The organism is Clostridium sp. Marseille-P7770 (assembly GCF_902143525.1).
Classification (GTDB): domain Bacteria; phylum Bacillota; class Clostridia; order Lachnospirales; family Lachnospiraceae; genus Pilosibacter.
Genome location: NZ_CABFVC010000009.1, coordinates 77416 through 96034, shown reverse-complemented (window position 1 = coordinate 96034; position 18619 = coordinate 77416). Strand labels below are relative to the sequence as shown.

13 protein-coding genes are annotated in these 18619 nt (G+C 51.1%); 1 reads left to right on the top strand and 12 read right to left on the bottom strand.

What is annotated here, in order from left to right:
• Nucleotides 1-104 precede the first annotated feature (104 nt).
• The 4 genes from FN001_RS16765 to FN001_RS16750 form a co-directional block, all read right to left on the bottom strand.
• Entirely contained in the window at nucleotides 105-1103 is a 999-nt protein-coding gene (locus FN001_RS16765; RefSeq protein WP_142412602.1) for a hypothetical protein, read from the bottom strand.
• 152 nt (nucleotides 1104-1255) lie between these two features.
• Entirely contained in the window at nucleotides 1256-3295 is a 2040-nt protein-coding gene (locus FN001_RS16760; protein ID WP_142412601.1) for a YhgE/Pip domain-containing protein, read from the bottom strand.
• The gene (locus FN001_RS16755) at nucleotides 3279-5603 is read right to left on the bottom strand and encodes an efflux RND transporter permease subunit (RefSeq protein WP_142412600.1); all 2325 of its coding nucleotides are present in this window, start codon (nucleotides 5601-5603) and stop codon (nucleotides 3279-3281) included. The genes FN001_RS16760 and FN001_RS16755 overlap by 17 nt, the downstream gene beginning before the upstream one ends.
• Nucleotides 5604-5684: 81 nt before the next feature.
• On the bottom strand, nucleotides 5685-6437 hold the full coding sequence (locus FN001_RS16750) for a hypothetical protein (protein WP_142412599.1): 753 nt from the start codon (nucleotides 6435-6437) through the stop codon (nucleotides 5685-5687).
• 210 nt (nucleotides 6438-6647) lie between these two features.
• Here FN001_RS16750 and FN001_RS16745 point away from each other — a divergent pair, with 210 nt between their 5' ends.
• On the top strand, nucleotides 6648-7247 hold the full coding sequence (locus FN001_RS16745) for a TetR/AcrR family transcriptional regulator (RefSeq protein ID WP_182426803.1): 600 nt from the start codon (nucleotides 6648-6650) through the stop codon (nucleotides 7245-7247).
• A 66-nt stretch (nucleotides 7248-7313) separates the two neighbouring features.
• Here the strand turns inward: FN001_RS16745 and FN001_RS16740 are convergent, their stop codons facing one another.
• The 8 genes from FN001_RS16740 to purF all read right to left on the bottom strand — a co-directional run bounded on the left by FN001_RS16740 (nucleotide 7314) and on the right by purF (nucleotide 18538).
• Nucleotides 7314-8855: an alanine/glycine:cation symporter family protein gene (locus FN001_RS16740; RefSeq protein WP_142412597.1), complete on the bottom strand. Its 1542-nt coding sequence runs from the start codon at nucleotides 8853-8855 to the stop codon at nucleotides 7314-7316.
• Nucleotides 8856-9091: 236 nt separating this feature from the next.
• Nucleotides 9092-10801: a S8 family peptidase gene (locus tag FN001_RS16735; RefSeq protein WP_142412596.1), complete on the bottom strand. Its 1710-nt coding sequence runs from the start codon at nucleotides 10799-10801 to the stop codon at nucleotides 9092-9094.
• Nucleotides 10802-10956: 155 nt separating this feature from the next.
• Complete coding sequence (locus tag FN001_RS16730) at nucleotides 10957-11910, bottom strand: AEC family transporter (protein WP_185911974.1); 954 nt, start codon at nucleotides 11908-11910, stop codon at nucleotides 10957-10959.
• A gap of 233 nt (nucleotides 11911-12143) precedes the next feature.
• On the bottom strand, nucleotides 12144-12950 hold the full coding sequence (locus FN001_RS16725; RefSeq protein ID WP_142412594.1) for a hypothetical protein: 807 nt from the start codon (nucleotides 12948-12950) through the stop codon (nucleotides 12144-12146).
• A 244-nt stretch (nucleotides 12951-13194) separates the two neighbouring features.
• Nucleotides 13195-14475, bottom strand: a complete 1281-nt coding sequence (locus FN001_RS16720; protein ID WP_118320962.1) for an adenylosuccinate synthase — start codon at nucleotides 14473-14475, stop codon at nucleotides 13195-13197.
• Nucleotides 14476-14661: 186 nt separating this feature from the next.
• Nucleotides 14662-15567: a LysR family transcriptional regulator gene (locus FN001_RS16715; RefSeq protein WP_118296729.1), complete on the bottom strand. Its 906-nt coding sequence runs from the start codon at nucleotides 15565-15567 to the stop codon at nucleotides 14662-14664.
• Nucleotides 15567-16997 carry an adenylosuccinate lyase gene (gene purB / locus FN001_RS16710; protein ID WP_118320961.1) on the bottom strand — a complete coding sequence of 477 codons (1431 nt, stop codon included), beginning with the start codon at nucleotides 16995-16997 and terminating at the stop codon, nucleotides 15567-15569. Before purB ends, FN001_RS16715 begins: the two co-directional genes overlap by 1 nt.
• Before the next feature lie 101 nt (nucleotides 16998-17098).
• A complete protein-coding gene (purF, locus tag FN001_RS16705) occupies nucleotides 17099-18538 on the bottom strand; it encodes an amidophosphoribosyltransferase (protein ID WP_118727744.1) in 1440 nt (479 codons plus the stop codon).
• Between the last annotated feature and the right edge of the window lie 81 nt (nucleotides 18539-18619).

The window sequence follows — 18619 nt, the reverse complement described above, 5'->3', positions numbered from 1 at the left end:
CCCCAAAACCCCCAAAAAAGCGGAACAGACCACTCAAAAAATGATCTGTCCCGCTTTCCTTCTATTCATCTTTCCCCAAAAGATATCCCAAAGCCCCTTCGCTCCTACATTCCCGGCACATACACCCCACTCTCATTCACATACATCCCATCCGGCGTCCTCCGGCTCTTATACATCTCTCCACTCACCGGATCCAGATAATAAGACTTATTGTACAGCGTGATCCATCCCGTCGCCATATACCCGTCCTCCTGGAAATAATACCACTTTCCGTTGATATACAGCCACTTCGCCGCCGGCCACGTCCCGTCACCGTAGTCCCACCACCATCTTCCGTCCGCACTCTGCTTCCAGGAACCGGAGGCATACGATCCGATCTCCCCGGAACGCACCCAGGCACTCTTCGTATTGTTCGAAGCCTTCACCGCACGAACCTCAAAACTGTAGGAGCCCGTCGTTCCCATCAGTCTCGAAAAATCATAAGCCGTCCCATAGATCGTAAACTCATCCCCTGTGAGACTTCCATCCTTCAAAAGCCGGAGCTGGTAATACTTCGCCCCGCTGACCACCTGCCATGTTCCCGTTCCGTACGCATTTGGGGACCAGGCAGCACCTGCCGGCGCCTTGATAGTGCTCGTCGTTGAAGAGGTTGTCTTCTTATCGAGCGTCAGACGGAATGTCAGATCAAGCGTGCTCCTGTCATCCCTCTTCACCGCCTTCACATACTCCGCCTTTCCATAACCCGATTTCGCAGAATCCGAAAGCGTGAGCCGGAAATCCTTCGACGCCGTCCCGGAAAAATAATAAGAATCCTCATCCGCGACCGATAACGTCACCGTGACCTTCGGAGGATTGGACTCCGTATAGCCGTTTCCGTCGTTGTTTTCGATGTAGATGGAATCCACATAGTAACGGTCCGTATTATCGCCGTACGGCGTCACTGTGACGTCCTCAGAGTCATCCTTTAAGCCCACCGTACCGTCGATCGTCAGATAGATCTTCCCAACCGCCGTCTTATCCGCTGCAAAAGCCGGAACTACTGCCGCAGCAGCAAAGACTGCCGCAAGAAAAAAACCGATGGCTTTCTTTCCGAATCTCTTCATATCCTTTCTCTTCTCCTTCCCGGAAATTTTTCTCCCATATGTCAATATGTGCAGAAAAACGGTTCCGGAGTACGGGGTCTCCCCTGCTCCGGCACAGGGCAAAATAAATTTGCCGCACGTCCTCCTGCACAGATCTGTCACATATCCTTTATTTACCTGTTCTTAAAAATCTCAACGATCGCCTTCCACATCTGGACGAGCATGTTCCACATTCTCTGAAGCGGGTTGACCGCTGCCTTCTCTGTCTCCGCATCGAGAAGCTCTGCATCATCATCCACGCTGATCTCCTCCGTGCGCATGATGATCTGCAGGGTATTCGGCTCCGCATTCTCATCGGAAGTAAAGGAAACCTTCTCCGCACTCGGATCCATATTTAAGAAGTTGGTGTCATCCTCAAGATCACTCCACTCATTGTCCATCGTATCCTTCATGGTGCGTCCGGCTTTTCTCATGGAGCTGGTGCTGTCGAGAACATTCAGGCTCTTGTTCAGGACATTCAGACTTCCCTTGATGGAATCCTTCGCCGCCGCATCAAGGCTGTCAGAGCTCGCACGGACCGTATTCTGTACAAGTGTCAGAGAGTTCGTGCTGTTATTCAGCGCATCCGTTGTACGGTTCACAAGCTCTTTGGAATCATCCAGCGCAGACTGAAGATCCGGATAATAGACGTCCAGGGAATCCTTTAAAGCCTTCGTATCCTCGATCAGATAATCCATCTGATCCGTCGTCTGCGCAAGATATCTCGCGACATTCGACACATCATCCAGCATATTCGATGTGTCGGAAACCAGCGCATTGCTGGAGGAAGCAACCTGGCGGAGCGCTTTCTCCTTCTGTTTTAAGATCCCGATCAGCTCCTGGGCATTCAGCAGACCGGCGTGACCGGCGGAAGTATCTGCTCCCGCAGCCGCCTCGGCAAGTGCCTGTTCATCCGCATCCCCTGCCTCAACATCGTAGTAATCCGCAATCGCATCCTCCATGGATGCCTGGGATGATGCAAGATTTTTGATAAAGTCCACAATACTCTTCTGGAGCTGTGTGTCCAGCTTTTTGATCTGCTGGACTGCTGATACCACGTCATCAACGCTCACAGACGCACTTCCGGAGCTGCTCTTTAAACCGCGAAGACTCGTATCAAGCTTCCGGAGCGGTTCCTGCATATTTCCGAGCGTATTGACAACATCCGTCAGACTGCTGTGGGCAACCTCGGAGGCATCCTTCGCCGTCTGGATATACGGGATGATCGTTCCGAGCTGCTCGGAAAGGGCATTTAAGGATGCAAGTGCCTGGTCATTGCTGTCCAGGATCTCATCTTTGGAACCGCTGATGATGCCTCTCGCATTCTCCGCCTCGTTTAATCCCTGTTTCAGCTCGTTGACGCCGCTTCTCATGCTCTCCAAAGAAGCTGCCAGCTGGTCCATACTGTCATATAACTGGTCTCCGGCACCTTTCCAGGTATCCTTCGCATCCTTTAAGTCCACGATATGCTCAAGGTCTTTCACAGTTCCCGGAACCATCGCCATGATGACGCCGGATGTCTCGAATTTGTCAGAGCCGATCCGGATTGTATAATCGCCGTCCTCGCCCGGAAGCGCCGTATACATGATCGCGGTCTGGGAACCGAGACTCTGCGTCTGCGCACCTTCCGCCTCGACACTGTAGCATTTGCTCATATCGACGAGCATCGCGACAACGAGCAGCATATTGTTCTTATAATAATCTCTCGCCGCATCGTTCGGTTTCGCGGTCACATGGACCTCCACGAGTCCGGAAGCTCCGGCGAGCTTCTCTGCATCCGTCGGGACTCCGTTTAATTTGTAGGAGACATCCATCGTCCACGGAAGTGTCACCGTGTCCTTGTCGATCGCTCCTTTATAGTAAAAATATCCCTTTGTGTCGGCCGGGAGATTCCAGATAACTTTTCCGTCTCCGATCTCCGGGGCCGTATTGTTGGTCATATTTGTGACATCGAGATAATTTCCATAGTCCGTGAAGCTCGTGAGTCCGTTTAAGCTCACTCCTTTCACAACATTCACTTTATCTACAGAACCATAGTAATCCAGGTTCACGTACATCGATTCATCGACGCTCACAGACGCCTCCGCCGCATAGACCGGCGTGGAAACAAGGCTGGTGCAGAGCGTGACAGCTGCCATTCCCGCTGCCATGATCTTTCTATTTTTCTGTCTCATCACCGTTCTCCTCCATTCCTTCTTTATCCGCAGCATCCGGCCCGGGTTCCCGTCCTGCCGCCGCTTCGTTTTCATCGTCCTCGTAAGGATCTGCGCCTTCCTCTGTATCTTCTTCCGTCTCACCTTTTTTCGTGTTCCGTTTTTCTCTCCGGTTCTTCACCCGGCGGTGAAGACGTTTCGCAAGCGCCGCTGCCGGCTTCTCCCCGACGATAAAGTTGTCAAACAAGGTCAGGAGCAGCGGAAGAACCGTCAGTACCAATACAAGGCTGAACAGTCCGCCTCGTCCGATCAGGTGGCCAAGGTCGGCGATCGCCGTTGTGGACGAGATCATGTATACAATATATCCGGCCAGCGTGATGATGGAACCGGATGTAAAGATCGAGGAACAGGACGCCGCGATCGCTTCCACGCAGGCTTTTTTCTTCGGGAGCGTCTTTCTCTTCGCCAGATAGTTGTTTGCCAAGAGGATCGAGTAATCGACCGTCGCACCCAGCTGGATACTGCTGACGATGATGTAGCCCATGTACACCATCTCAACGCCCTGGAAATACGGCATCGCCATGTTGATGAAGATCGCCACCTCGATCGGGATGATGACGAGGATCGGCATGACTGCCGACTTGAAGCTCATCATAACGACGAGGAATACGCCCGCAAGGGACAGCACATTTACATTCTCATAGTCCTTGACGATGAAGGACTTGATATCCTGGGTCGACGGCGTCTCACCGACGAGATAGCTGCCATCCGGATAATATTTCTTCACGATCTCCTGGATCGCATCGGAATCCTTGAACGCCTCCGTACTCTCCGTCTTTGTTCTTGTGTAGATCAGCATCCGGCAGTAGCCGCCTTTATGTAAGAGTTCCACCGTGGACTTCGGAAGGAACTCTTCCGGAATCCCCTCCGGCAGCGTGTCTGCCAGGGCCGTCACACTCTTTACATAGGAGAGATCCTTGATCTCCTTCGCCATCGCCCGCTCATTGACCTCCGAAGTGTTCGGATACAGGGCGAGCAGCATGTTGCTTCGTCCGAAGATCTTCGTGATCTCCTGGTCATCCTCATAGACCTGGGTTCCTTCCGATGCGCCCATGGAATCATTTCCGTAGAGGAAGTCGTTTAATCCCTGCGCCGTGTAGGCAAGCGGCGTCACAAGGACGATCACTGCGAACACGATCGGGCGGATCCGGTAGATCACCTTTCCAAGGCCGTGGAAATCCGGCATGAAGGAACGGTGTTTCGTCTTCTCATTGATCTTCGCAAACTTCAGGATCATTGCAGGCATGAAGAATACGACGGTCAGAAGGCTGAACACGATACCTTTCGCAAGGACGAGACCTAAGTCAAAGCCGATCGAGAACTTCATCGTTACAAGGGCGAGGAAGCCGACGACTGTCGTCAGGCTGCTGGCGAAGATCGAGTTGATCGCCTCCTGAACGGCGTTGATGATCGCGTCCTCCTCATTCATTCCCTGTTTGCGGTAATTCATGAACGCATCGAGCAGGAAGATCGAGTAGTCCATGGACGTCGCCAGCTGCAATATGATCGAGACGTTTTCCGTCAGGAACGAGACCGTTCCGATAAAAATGTTCGTTCCTTTGTTTAAGAGGACCGCAACACCCATAACCAGCAGGAATAATATCGGTTCCGTCCATGCCGTCGTCGTCACGGAAAGCACTGCAAAGATCATGACAACGGCCACCACGAGGATCTTGCTCATCTCGCTCTCCATGGACTCGGTCATGGATTTGTTCTGGACCGCCATTCCGACATAACAGCCTTTGTCGCCGAGAAGATTCTTCATCTCATTGATCGCGTTGGAAGTCCGGCTGGAGTCACTCTCCTCGACAAACGTGATATCGAAGACTGCGTTTCTGTCCTTATAGTAATCCTTGATGTCGCTCTCATTGATGAAATCTTCCCCGGCGTAGATGTTGACGGAACTGTCGCACCACAGCACCTGGTCCACGCCGTCGATCTCGGCGATCTCATCTTTATATTGCTTCGCCTCATATAGTGAGACATCCTTCACCATAACCCGCGCAGTTCCCGGATAACCGAACTTGTCACGCATGACGTCAAGTCCGATCGCCGATTCCGCCGTGTCCGGAAGATATTTTGTCAGATCGTAGTTTACATTGACGAAATTCATCGTCAAAAGTGATAAGAGACAGCCGATCACAAAGACTGTCTCGATCCACGCGCGTTTATGGATGATGAACGACGCAAGCATATAGGAAAAACCGCCGCTCTGGCTCTTTTTCTTCTCCTTATGCCCGCGGAGCGCGTTCTTTAACTTCTCTCCCATGTCTTCTCTCCTTCAATTCTGAAATGCAGCCGGTCCTGCACCGCGGATCTGGCGCGGGACTGCCCGGTCATTTCTTTTTTCTTACCGCTCGAGAACTACCATATAGTAGTCTTTTCCATCTCTGTTTTCATGGGCGATTCCCATTCTGCGGTAGTATTCCAGAGAATATTTTTTATCGTTCTTCCTGTCAGCTTTTTCCTGCATCCGGGTCATGACAGAATCATACGGATCGTACGTCTCCTCCGGTCCCCAGAGGTACATCTCAAAAAATGTCGCACTCTTTCTCTCCGGAAGTACGTTCTTTATGTAATCGCTCACCGTTCCCTCGCCCGGGATCGTATTTTTGCTCTTCGAATATCCTTTCTCCATTGCGAGAGAGAGCCGTTTCTCTGCGATTTCATTTAACGTCTGGTCCAGGACAAAGCTCGCCTGCCCGTCGTAAAACTCCACATCCCCGTTGTCATAGTCGTCCTCGGCATCCGGATAAGCATCAAAAAACAGGTCGCTCTTCTCATCATTCATCTCATCAAAGAGTTCCTGTTCCTTCTGATCCAGCATGTAGACAGGATACGCTCCGCCCCGTGTGTTTGGATTTTTCCTCGCATAGGAGAAGATCCCGTCCTTTGTGAACGTGTAGCATGTATTTTCATCCTCGATAAAATCTGTGCTCCAGGCACCGTTTCCCATAAGGTAGTACCAATTTCCGGAAATCTGATTCCAGCCCGGCTTCGCTCCGAGTGTCTCCGGAACTGCCGCATAGGCGGGGATCCCGGTCATTCCGGTCATCACGCAGAGGATTGCTGCCATTCTTCGTACATCTTTCTTTCTGATCATCCGATCGCCTCCGCTTTTCCTCTCCTGCTCCGGCTGTCTTTCTTTCTCGCACACCCTGCAGCAGGATCTTTTTTATTTCATTCCTTTTACTTGCAATATTATCTATGTTTATGTTAAAATACTCAAGAACCAGTTTTCAAAAATTGTGCCAAATGAGACAATTTGAGTGTTTTTGTCCAATTTGGAATGGATAAAGGAGTTTTGTGCTTTATGTTAAAGCTGCCTATACAGGAAGAGCATGTCTCTGTCCGCAGAACCTACCTGCTTTTGATGAAAGCGCTTCTGGATCTGCTGGCGGAAATGCCGTTTGAAAAGATTTCCCTGACGGATATCTGCCGGGTATCCATGGTCTCCCGCTCTACCTTCTACCGGTATTTTGAGGATAAGTACGATCTGCTCCACTACTGCATCAAAATGTATATTGAGGGACTTCGTCCGGTGGAGGACCTTTTATATTTCAGGAACATGAACTCCCTGCGGATCTTTTTGACGTTCCTGCTCTCACAGGCGCAGGAAAACCTTGCCCAGTACCAGAAGATCTACCAGGTAAATAAAAACGGGTCCCTGATGTTCCTGATCCAGCATGATCTCGCTGAAATCCTGGCTGAGAGCGGATGGCACGGGGAAAGCAAAGGGTACCGCCTGAAGATCGCGATGCCGCTCTATGTTTCGTTTATGTCAAGTTTTTACCTTACAACGCTAAAATCCTACCTGGAGCTGGCCGATGACTACACGATCGCTGATTATGTGGAAAATGTGTGCCGGTTTGTCCAGAGGGATTTCTGGGAGGCAAAGGAAGACGAGACATGACAAAATGCCGCCTGTCACCGTTTTTACCGGGTGAACAGACGGCATTCTTTCTATATTTTATATATTCTATTTTCTCTTCTCTGCGTGTTCATCCCACACTGGAACATCGATCCCCGCAACTTTCGAGGTAAACGCGGTTCCGTCATTCTTTTCAAAGTGTTCCCACGCCCGAAGCACATATTTGAATCCGATATACTGTAACGGAAGGTTGCAGTAAACCATGAGGATATTCGCAAAATCACTGAGATCCCAGAGGGCACTCAGATCCATGCCGGCAATATTTGTGATGACGCCGAAGGAAATGACAACAAGGCAGAGCACACGGATCGTATTGATAAATGCAGGCCGTGTCGAGATCCGGTTCGCGCACATCTCCGTGAAGGACATAAAGCCTACCAAGCAGGTGAACGCAAACAATCCGAAGCAGACGCTGACGAGCATCGTCACAAGATGGTAGATGGTTCCGCTTCCGGTAAGTGCGCCGCATGATGTCAGGAAACGGTCAAGTTTCCCGAGTTCAAACCATGCCGCACTGTCCTCCGTGAGCCACATTCTTCCCATGACAACGACAAAACCTGTCAGGGTGCAGATCACGATCGTGTCGAGGAATACGCCGAGTGCCTGGACACAGCCCTGATCACACGGATGGTTCGCATCTGCTGCCGCTGCCGGCATCGTGATGGTTCCCTGTCCTGCCTCATTTGACATCAAGCCGCGCTTGATGCCCTGGCTTAATGCGATGCCGAACGCTCCGCCGAAGACTGCTTCCGGACGGAATGCCTCTGAGAAGACTGCTCCGAAGAACCACGGGATCCTCGGGATGTTAAAGACGATGAGGAGGACAACCGTCAGGATATAGATTACTGCCATGACCGGAACTAACAGGTCTGTGACCTTTGTGACTTTTTTGATCCCGCCAAAGCTGATGATCGCCGTCGCAACAATGAGAACTGCGAAGGAGATCCAGTAAAGGGACGAATTCGTCTCAATCACGGTCCCGGTAAACACGCCCGCGATCGCGCCGACCGCAGAGATCGTGTTGAAGCCCTGTGCCGGGAAGCAGAGGAACGCGTAGATAATATAGAGGACACTGAGCGCCGCTCCTGCCCACGCTGCATTCTTCAAAAGTCTTCTTCCGTAGAATGGCAGGCCGCCCACATACTCATCATCTTTTCGCTCTTTAAAGATCTGGGAGAGCGTCGCCTCCACGAAAGCTGTCGACATTCCGAAGAACGCGGAGATCCACATCCAGAACAGAGCGCCCGGACCGCCCGTGGAGATCGCGCCGGTGACACCCAGGATGTTTCCGGGACCGACACGCATCGCCGTCGACAAGAGGAATGATGCGAGGGATGAGATTCCCGTTCCGCTGCTCTTCTGCCTCATCAGGACATGGAGTCCGTAGCGGAATTTCCGCACCTGGATAAAACGCAGACGGAATGTAAAATAAATTCCCGTTCCGACTAAAAGAATGATCGCCAGACTGAAATTCCCGAGGATCGGGATCTTCGCATACCAGTCAAAGTTTGTCGGAAAATCCCAGAACAGGTTTGAGACGATCTGGATCTTCCCGCATATGGCATTTACGGCCTGAAACAATGCTTCCATAGCTTTTTCCTCCTCATGATCTCTTATTTGTGTGAATGACCGGATCGAACGCCCCGGCATTTTCACACGCAGCAGTCGAATTCAGATTATCGTTCCACGCTACAAAATTGCGCATTGATTTCCGATATTCCGGACTCGTTTTTGTATATGTTTCTATAATATCTCTGATATTTGGTATTTTCAAGAAAAATTTGTCATATTTCAGAAATTTGCAAAGTTCATGTTCCTTCCACATTTCATTCCGGTATACTTTCAGAAACACACAGCGCCCCATACCCCAATCTCGGATTCGGATACTCCAGCTCGGACGGCAGCCGTTTCGCCCCTTTCCTCAGGTACGCTTTCACTTTCTCCCCATAAAGGTACGGGTCATTCCCTCTCACGATCCCCCACTCCATGAGAAGCGCCGCGGCTCCGGCGACGAGGGGCGCCGCAAAGGACGTTCCTGTGACCGCCTCATATCCGCCTCCGCTCTTCGGAGCCATGATCCCGACGCCCGGCGCTGCGAGATCCGGCTTCTGGGCATGGTAGATCCTGGTGTCCCCGCGGCCGGAAAACGGGGCATAGATCCCGGTCCGGCTGTCGTAGGCGCCGACAGTGAGCGGACGGAACGCCGTGGACGGGATCGTGAGCGTCGTCTCCGGCGACGGTTCGAGAAAAGCCGTATTCTGCCCGAGTGCGGCGGATGACGGAAGCCAGAGATCCACATATGTATCTTCCCGCCCCTTTCCGAGAAACCGGAAAATCCAGATTCCGCTCTCCACATACGCCTGCTCCGGAACGAACTCGATGTAGATCTCCTGGGCGGCATTAAACGGGGACGGCTCCCCGTAATAGATCAGAAGCTCCGTCTCCCCGATCCGGATCCGGTCCGTCCCACGTATCGGAAGCAGTTCGAACTCCGCGTCACCGGACGGATCTCTCAGAAAGATCCGCATCCCGTCCTCATAATTTTTCCAGATCTGTACTCCGAATCCCGTTTCATAATTGCCCACCGAAAGGCGGACTTCCGTGATCCTTCCGGGCACGATCACCGGTCTTGCGTGTCCTCCAGAATCCCCCTCGTTCCCCGCTCCGGTCACAAATACGAAGCGTCCCATCTGCGCCAGGGAATCGAGATACCTCTCCAGAAGTCCGCCGCCGTCATGCGACCCGTATGTATTTCCGAAGCTTAAGTTCACCGCCATCGGTCTCCCCAGCTCCAATGCCTTTCGCACAGCAAGATCCATCCCGCTCATCAGCTCTGTCGTCCTCGGAAATCCTGCCGGATCCGGGATCCCAAGGCGGACAACGATCAGCTCGCTCTCGTATGCGGCCCCGCGGTACAGCCCGCCGCTTGCTCTCCCGTTTCCGGCCGCGATCCCCGCCACCGCTGTCCCGTGACCACTCGTGTCAAACGATGGACTTCCGAAATTTCCTGGTGTTTTCTCCCCGCGGAGCAGCTCATCGATTTCCGCCTTTTCATATGCCTTCCCGGTGACCTGATCGTCCAGATACAAAATTCTCGTAGTTCCATCTTCATTCCGGAAATCCTCGTGAAACAGATCAATCCCGGAGTCGATCACTGCCACCAGAACGCCTCTTCCTGTGAGTCCCTCATTTCCGCTCTGTGCCGGAAGAAAGCAGGAGGCCGCTCTCGCCCGGTTCAGGGCAAAGAACAGCCTCTTTGGTTTCTCCGCATATTCAATTTCCCGAAGTGCAATCACTCCCGGGACATCCCGCTCCGGGATCCGGAGGATCGCAAAATCATTTAAAAGATATGTCCCCGAAACAGTTGGGAATTTTTCTCTCAGCACAGACGCAAGATCCCCGTGGTATTTCACGATGATCTCCCAGGTCCGGTCCGCCCTGTCATATCCAATATTCAGCTCCTTTGTCCGCTCTCTCGTCTCCTCCGGAACGGAAAGTGCCAGATTTAAGAGATTTTCAGCCTTCTGATCTTCCATATCCGCCGTGCCGCATCTCCTCTGTCCCCTGCCTGTCTCACGCCGGCGAAACTTACACGCCGGATCCCACATCATCACGATCTGACGCAGATTCCATCGCAGACAGATTCATTCCGGATATTTTATGCTGTGACTGCGGATCCTGTTCCGAACCTCTATCCGAAGATTACAAACGTCTGCATCAGGTACATGTACACCGGGATCGTCACCATGCTGATCACGGTTGTCACAGTGATGACGGTACAGGCAAACTCATAGTCCCTGTCATACTCCCGCGCCATGATCCCCATTTGTGCCATCGCCGGCATCACGGTCAGCATGAAGAATACCTCTCTCATCTCCTGTGTCACCGGCAGGAGCCTGAGGAACACAACGGCGGTCGCCGGCACCATGATAAACCGCATAAGGACCGCCACAACGATATCTTTTCCGATCCTGATCGATGATGGTTCCATGTTCCGGATCACGCTTCCGATAAACACAAGTGCCAACGGGGATGTGACCCCGCTGATCATGGACAGCGGTTTCAGGATAAAATCAGGGACTTCGATCCTGAAAAAGACTGCTGCCATTCCAAGAAACATTCCTACGACCGTCGGGCAAAACAGATTTTTGATATTCTGCGCCCATCTCGCACTCTTGCCGTTTTTTTCTCCCCGCTGCAGCAGACTGATCCCCAGCGTCCAGAAGAGGACTGTGCTCGCGATATAATAGATCGCGCCGACGGAAGTGATCCCCTCTCCCCAGAGCGCCTGGATCACAGGAAATCCGATAAAGACGACATTCGGGAAACCCGCTGCCACGATAAAAGTATCCCGCCTGTCCTCCCTGATGCGGCACACCTTTGCCGTCACTGCCGCTAAACAGACGCACATTAAGATCAACGCAAACACATACGGCACCTTTGTGATCAGGAACAGAAGGCGTTCCCGGCTTTCCAGGTCTCGATAGATATTATAAAACATATAGAACGGGAGCGTCGCCTCCACCGTAAATTTAGAAAGAAAATCCATTCCGTTTTTTCCGAACCATTTCTTTCCGGCGAAATAGAAGCCCAGTCCGATCAATATCAACAGTGCAAAAATACTTTTTATCGATTGTAAGACCATTCCCATCCCCCTGAATCCATAAAAGAGTCGTAACTGTTCAGTACCCTCACAGTTACGAGCAAAAATCCATTCCAGATCGGCTTCGCCGATGGGATTTTTGCCTTCCGTCCCATGTTTTATTACGGTCAGCGCAGCAAGTGCGCAGACCTACTGAATAGTTACAAAGAGTCTATAAAAAGACCCCCGGAGCCATCAGACCCGGGGGCATCGTGCAAATGACACGTTTGATCCTGTTACTGTGCAGTTGTAATATTCATGACAATGCTGTCAAGAGCACTTGCATTTTTGATCCTTCCGTTGGTATAGATCACAACCATATATCCATCCTGTTTCCGGCAGTAGTAAGTGCTTGTTGTCTTCTTTCCGGTTACTGACGCTTTGTAATACTGCTGATTTGCGATCGTCACAGCAGCAGCCTGCGTTGCCTGGCCTTTCTGTGCTTTCTCAATACCGACAAGTGTATTTACAAATGTCTGTGCATCCATATCCTGTTTATTCTTCATATCGAGATAGTAGATCTCAACATCACCGTTATCTGTGCTCATGCAGAGATCCTGTGTGCGGTACGGGTTTCCGATCGCATTATATTCGCTACCGATATAGTCGTCACCGACATCTTCTTTTGTCTCCGTTGTTCCGATGATCTGCGGGATGCAGAGGTTCGACCAGGTATTGTAATATCTTCCTCCTGTGATATGTCCCTTCGGAGCAGTTGTTCTCGGCGCTACCCAGCTTCCATCGTCACCAAATGTATAATCAACGCCATCAATGTTTCTTGTGGTGTTGGAGACCATAATGTGGGTTGCCGGATCGATATAGTACCATACTTCATTTCCGCGTCCGTCTCCCTCTTCGGATTTGATCCATCCGCTTGCGAGGTTTCCGTCCTTGTCATAATAGCGCCAGTTGTTTTTTGCGTCACTCTCCCAGCCGTACTTTGTTTCTCCGGAAGCAGTCTCATCTGCAAATGCAGTCACCATATTTACACTGCCGATCGCTGCAGCGAGCGCTGCCATAAGCATAACTTTCTTTAATTTCATTTTCAATCCACTCCTTCATGGGTTTTTATCAACTAATGCCATTATACAGGGATTTTTTTGAGAACGCAAGCGCTAAGAACTGGAGGATGGCAGGATTTATGAAAAATTAAGAAAAAAGCGGCAAATTTTGTCATTTCTGACATAGATTTACCGCTTTTTCCACTTGTTTGTATCTCTGATCCCTGCATCCGATATCCGTTTCCGGCAGCGATGTTCCGCTGCTGTTTCCGGTCATCGATCAGGATTACTTTCTCATGATGATCTCGTCTCTTCCCGGTCCGTTGGAAACCATGGTGATCGGCACTCCGATCTCTTCCTCGATCGTCTCGATATACTTCTTGCAGTTCTCCGGAAGATCCTCGTAGTTCTTGATTCCGCGGATCTCGCACTTCCAGCCCGGAAGAGTCTTGTATACCGGTTTTGCCTTCTCAAGCTCCGGAGTTGTCGGGAAGTCTTTTGTTACCTTTCCGTCGATCTCGTAGCCTACACAGATATGAAGCTCGTCAAGATATCCTAAAACGTCGAGAACCGTGAGGGCAACCTCTGTGGAACCCTGGATCTGAACGCCGTATCTTGTAGCAACAGCATCGAACCATCCCATTCTTCTCGGACGTCCTGTTGTCGCACCGAACTCACCGCCGTCGCCGCCGCGTCTTCTTAACTCGTCTGCCTCGTCTCCGAAGATCTCGCTGACGAATGCGCCTGCGCCAACCGCACTGGAGTAAGCCTTAACAACCGTTGTGATGTTCTTGATCTCATACGGCGGGATACCTGCGCCGATCGCGCCGTAAGCAGCCAGTGTGGAAGAAGATGTAACCATCGGGTAGATTCCGTGATCCGGATCCTTTAAGGAACCGAGCTGACCCTCTAAGAGGATATTCTTTCCTTCCTTGATCGCATCGCGGAGATACTTGGATGTATCGCATACATACGGAGCGACCATCTCTTTGTACTCCATAAGAGTATTGAAGATCTCCTTCGGATCAAGAGCCGGCTGATGATATAAATGCTCTAACATTACATTTTTCAGTGTGCAGACATTCTCAATCTTGTCCATCAGTTCCTTCTCGTCGCCGAATAACTCGTTGACCTGGAAACCGATCTTTGCATATTTATCAGAATAGAACGGAGCAATTCCGGACTTTGTGGAGCCGAAAGACTTACCAGCCAGACGCGCTTCCTCGTAAGTATCAAATAAGATGTGATACGGCATTAAGATCTGTGCTCTGTCGGAGACAAGGATCTTCGGCATCGGAACTCCCTGGCTTGTCAGGTCATTTAACTCTTTTACAAGGAACGGGATGTTTAATGCCACACCGTTTCCGATGATGCTTGTCGTATGATTGTAGAAAACACCGGACGGAAGCAGGTGAAGGGCAAATTTTCCGTAATTGTTGATGATGGTGTGACCAGCGTTGCTGCCGCCCTGGAAACGAACGATAATGTCGGATTCCTTTGCCAGCATATCTGTGATCTTGCCTTTTCCCTCGTCGCCCCAGTTGGCGCCTACGATTGCTCTAACCATGTTCTAATATCCTCCTTTGGACGTTCAAACGGAATGCACTTTGCGCATCCCGGCGTCTTACGCAGTTGTAGCTGTCATATTCATGACACTTTCATAGTTTACAACAAAAATCTCCATAAGTAAAGTCAATATTTATTATGAAGTCCATAATAGTAGCTTATGCATTGCTATACACGGCCGGATCCGTCACCCCCGACGTTCCCTCAGCACTTCTAAAAACCGCTCTCCAGCCGGTGAGATCGGTACCTTCCGGTCCGTCACGACGCAGATCTCGCGCTCCGGCATCATCTCCCGGAAGGCAAGCTCAAAGAGTTCTCCGCTCTCGATCTTCTCCTTCGCGAATTCCTCCATCACGCAGCCGATCCCCATGTTCCGGATCGCGAACTGGACGATCATATCACTGGTGGCGAGCTCAAACTCCGGTTCCAGGACGATCCCGCGCTTTTCCAGGAAGCGATCCATGAACTTTCTCGTACTCGTATCCTTTTCAAGGAAAATACAGGGCAGATGCTCCAGTTCCCCGTACTCCATCCGCTTTCCCTTCAGCGTCCAGAACTTGTTTCCGGCGACAAAGGTATTCCGGATCTTCTTCACCTCAAAGGCTTCCACCTCCGGTCTCGCGTCAAACGGCGTGCTCACAACGCCGAAATCGATCTTTCCCTCGTACAGAGACTCGATCGTCTCCGGTGTCGGCGCATTGGAGACCATGACCTTGATATTCGGATATCGCTCGTGGAAGGTCTCCAGGTACGGAAGCAGGTAGAACTGCAGTGTCATATCGCTCGCGCCGATCCGCACCTCTCCCATGTCCATATCCACGAGGCGCTTTAACATCTCCTCGCCGTCCAGGATGTTTTCCATCCCGCGCTCCACATAAGGATACAGGAGTTTTCCCTCCGTGGTCAGTTTTACGCCTTTCTGGGTCCGCAGGAAAAGTTTCGTGTTCAACGCCTTCTCCAGCTGTTTGACCGCCTGGCTCGCCGCAGGCTGGGAAATGCAGAGCGCCTCTGCTGCAGCGGTAATGCTGCCGAGGCGCCCTACATAATAAAATACTTTATAATATTCTGTACTGATGCTGCTCGCATGTTCCATTATACATTGATCTCCGCTTTTACTCCGAGAAGATCCGCATTTTCCTTTAAGATCGGGCGGACAACCTCATCAAGGAACTCATCAACCTGTCTCGGTGCGCGGCCGACATACTTCTTCGGATCCATAGTCTTCTTTAACTCGTCGAGGCTTAAATTGAAGGACGGATCTGCAGCGATAAGCTCTAAGAGATTGTTGTCCTTTCCTTCCACTTTGACGTTCTTTCCTGCCTCCATGGAGAGCTCACGGATGCGCTCATGGAGCTCCTGTCTGTCTCCGCCGGCTTTTACCGCATCCATCATGATATTCTCGGTCGCCATAAACGGAAGCTCTGCCATTAAGTGCTTCTCGATCACCTTCGGATATACCACAAGACCGTCGACAACGTTTAAGTAGAGGTCCAGGATGCCGTCGATCGCTAAGAATCCTTCCGGAATGGAAAGACGCTTGTTCGCAGAGTCATCAAGGGTACGCTCAAACCACTGGGTGGAAGCGACGAGCATCGGGTTCATCATATCGGACATCACATAGTTCGCTAAGGAAGCGATACGCTCACTTCTCATCGGGTTTCTCTTATATGCCATCGCGGAAGATCCGATCTGGTTCTTCTCAAACGGCTCTTCCACTTCTTTTAAGTGCTGGAGAAGACGGATGTCGTTGGAGAATTTATGGGCGCTCTGGGCGATTCCGGCAAGAACGGAAAGCACACGGCTGTCGATCTTTCTGGAATATGTCTGACCGGATACCGGGTAGCACTGGGAGAATCCCATCTTTGCGGCGATCCGTCTGTCTGCCTCGCGGCACTTCTCATGATCTCCGTCAAAGAGCTCTAAGAAGCTTGCCTGGGTACCTGTCGTTCCCTTGGAACCAAGTAATTTCATGGAACCGATCACATGGTCAAGATCCTCAAGGTCAAGGCAGAGTTCCTGCAGCCATAAGGTCGCACGCTTTCCGACCGTTGTCGGCTGCGCCGGCTGGAAGTGTGTGAAGGCCAGTGTCGGAAGTTCTTTATATTTATCCGCAAAGTCGGAAAGTTCTTTCATCACGTTGATAAGTTTCTTTCTGACGAGCTTTAACGCCTCTGTCATAAGAATGATGTCTGTATTGTCGCCGACGTAGCAGGAAGTTGCACCCAGATGGATGATCCCCTTTGCCTTCGGGCACTGGAGTCCGTAAGCGTATACATGGGACATGACATCATGGCGGACAAGCTTCTCTCTCGCCTTTGCCTCCTCGAAGTTGATATCCTCGGCATGGGCTTTTAACTCTTCGATCTGCTCATCTGTGATCGGAAGACCGAGTTCTTTTTCTGTCTCAGCTAATGCGATCCATAATTTTCTCCATGTGCGGAATTTCTTCTCCGGGGAGAAAATATACTGCATTTCCCTGCTTGCGTAGCGCTCAGAGAGCGGGCTCTGGTATCTGTCGTTCATGACAAAATCCTCTTTTCTAATTCAATGTTTTTGTAGTTCAATATACTTTCACGAATCTTCAGCTAACTGCGGGGCTTTGTGGAACATTAAGATTCCCCTTGTTATTTCTCATAACTTCCGCGGATATCTTCTTCCGGCGGATCCACCGGATACTCTCCGGAAAAGCATGCCGTACAGATCGGAAGTCCGTTTGCCATTTCTTTCAAGCGCTCCATCTTTAAGTAAGCTAAAGAATCTGCTCCGATCACCTTGCAGATCTCATCCACGGTACGGTTGTGGGCGATGAGCTGTTCGCTGGACGGAATATCGGTTCCGAAGTAGCACGGGTAAAGGAACGGCGGCGCGGAGATCCGCATATGGACTTCCTTCGCCCCTGCCTCACGCAGCATATCCACGATCAGGTTGCTGGTCGTTCCGCGGACGATGGAATCGTCGATCATAACGACGCGCTTTCCTTCCACGGCCTCTTTTAAGACGTTCAGTTTGATCCGGACTGCAGACTCACGGCTGCTCTGTCCAGGTTTGATGAAGGTTCTTCCGACATAGGAGTTCTTTACAAACGCCATCGCATACGGAATTCCGGATTCCATGGAATATCCGAGGGCGGCAGCATTTCCGGACTCCGGAACGCCGACAACGATATCTGCGTCCACTGGGGAATCCTTCGCAAGGCAGCGGCCCGCATAGATCCTGGAGTGGTAGACGCCGACGCCGTCAAAGACGCTGTCCGGTCTTGCAAAGTAAATATATTCAAAAATACATCTCGCCTCTTTTTTCGGGTCATGCATCGCGAGGTTGGACTTGATGCCATCCTTATTGATCGTCACGATCTCGCCCGGAAGTACGTCGCGGACAAAGGTCGCACCGATGGTATCCAGCGCGCATGTCTCGGAGGTCAGGATATAGGCATTATCACGCTTACCGATGCAGAGCGGCTTGAAGCCCTGCGGGTCACGGGCGCCGATCAGCTTTCTCGGGCTGGAGATCACAAGGGAGTAGGCACCCTTGATCTTCTTCATAGCGTTTGCCACGGCTTCCTCAGCAGTTCCCACCTTGCAGCGCTCTCTCGCGATGTGGTAAGCAATGACCTCGGAGTCGATCGTGGTCTGGAAAATCGCTCCGTCGTAAGCGAGCTCTCTGCGGAGCTCCGGCGCATTGACAAGGTTTCCGTTGTGCGCCAGCGCTAAAGTTCCCTTCACATAGTTTAAAACGAGTGGCTGGGTATTCTCGATCGTACTGCTCCCGGCCGTGGAATACCGGACATGACCGACGCCGATATTTCCCTTTAATTTTTCCAGTTTCTCTGACGTGAAGACTTCGTTGCAGAGTCCCATCCCCTTACAGGCATTGACAACACCTTTCGGTCCGTATGTATCGCTCACCGCGATTCCGCAGCTCTCCTGTCCGCGGTGCTGTAAAGCGAACAATCCGTAGTAAATGGTAGACGCAACATCATTTCCGTCCAGATCGTACATTCCGAAAACGCCGCACTCCTCGTGCAGCTCATCTGTTCCCCAGTCTAAAGTAAGTGATTTCTCCATAAATGCTTTTCATCCTCTGATTTATAAGTTTTTACGATAAAACAGCAGTGTTTCAGTAGAAATTATAATACATACCATATG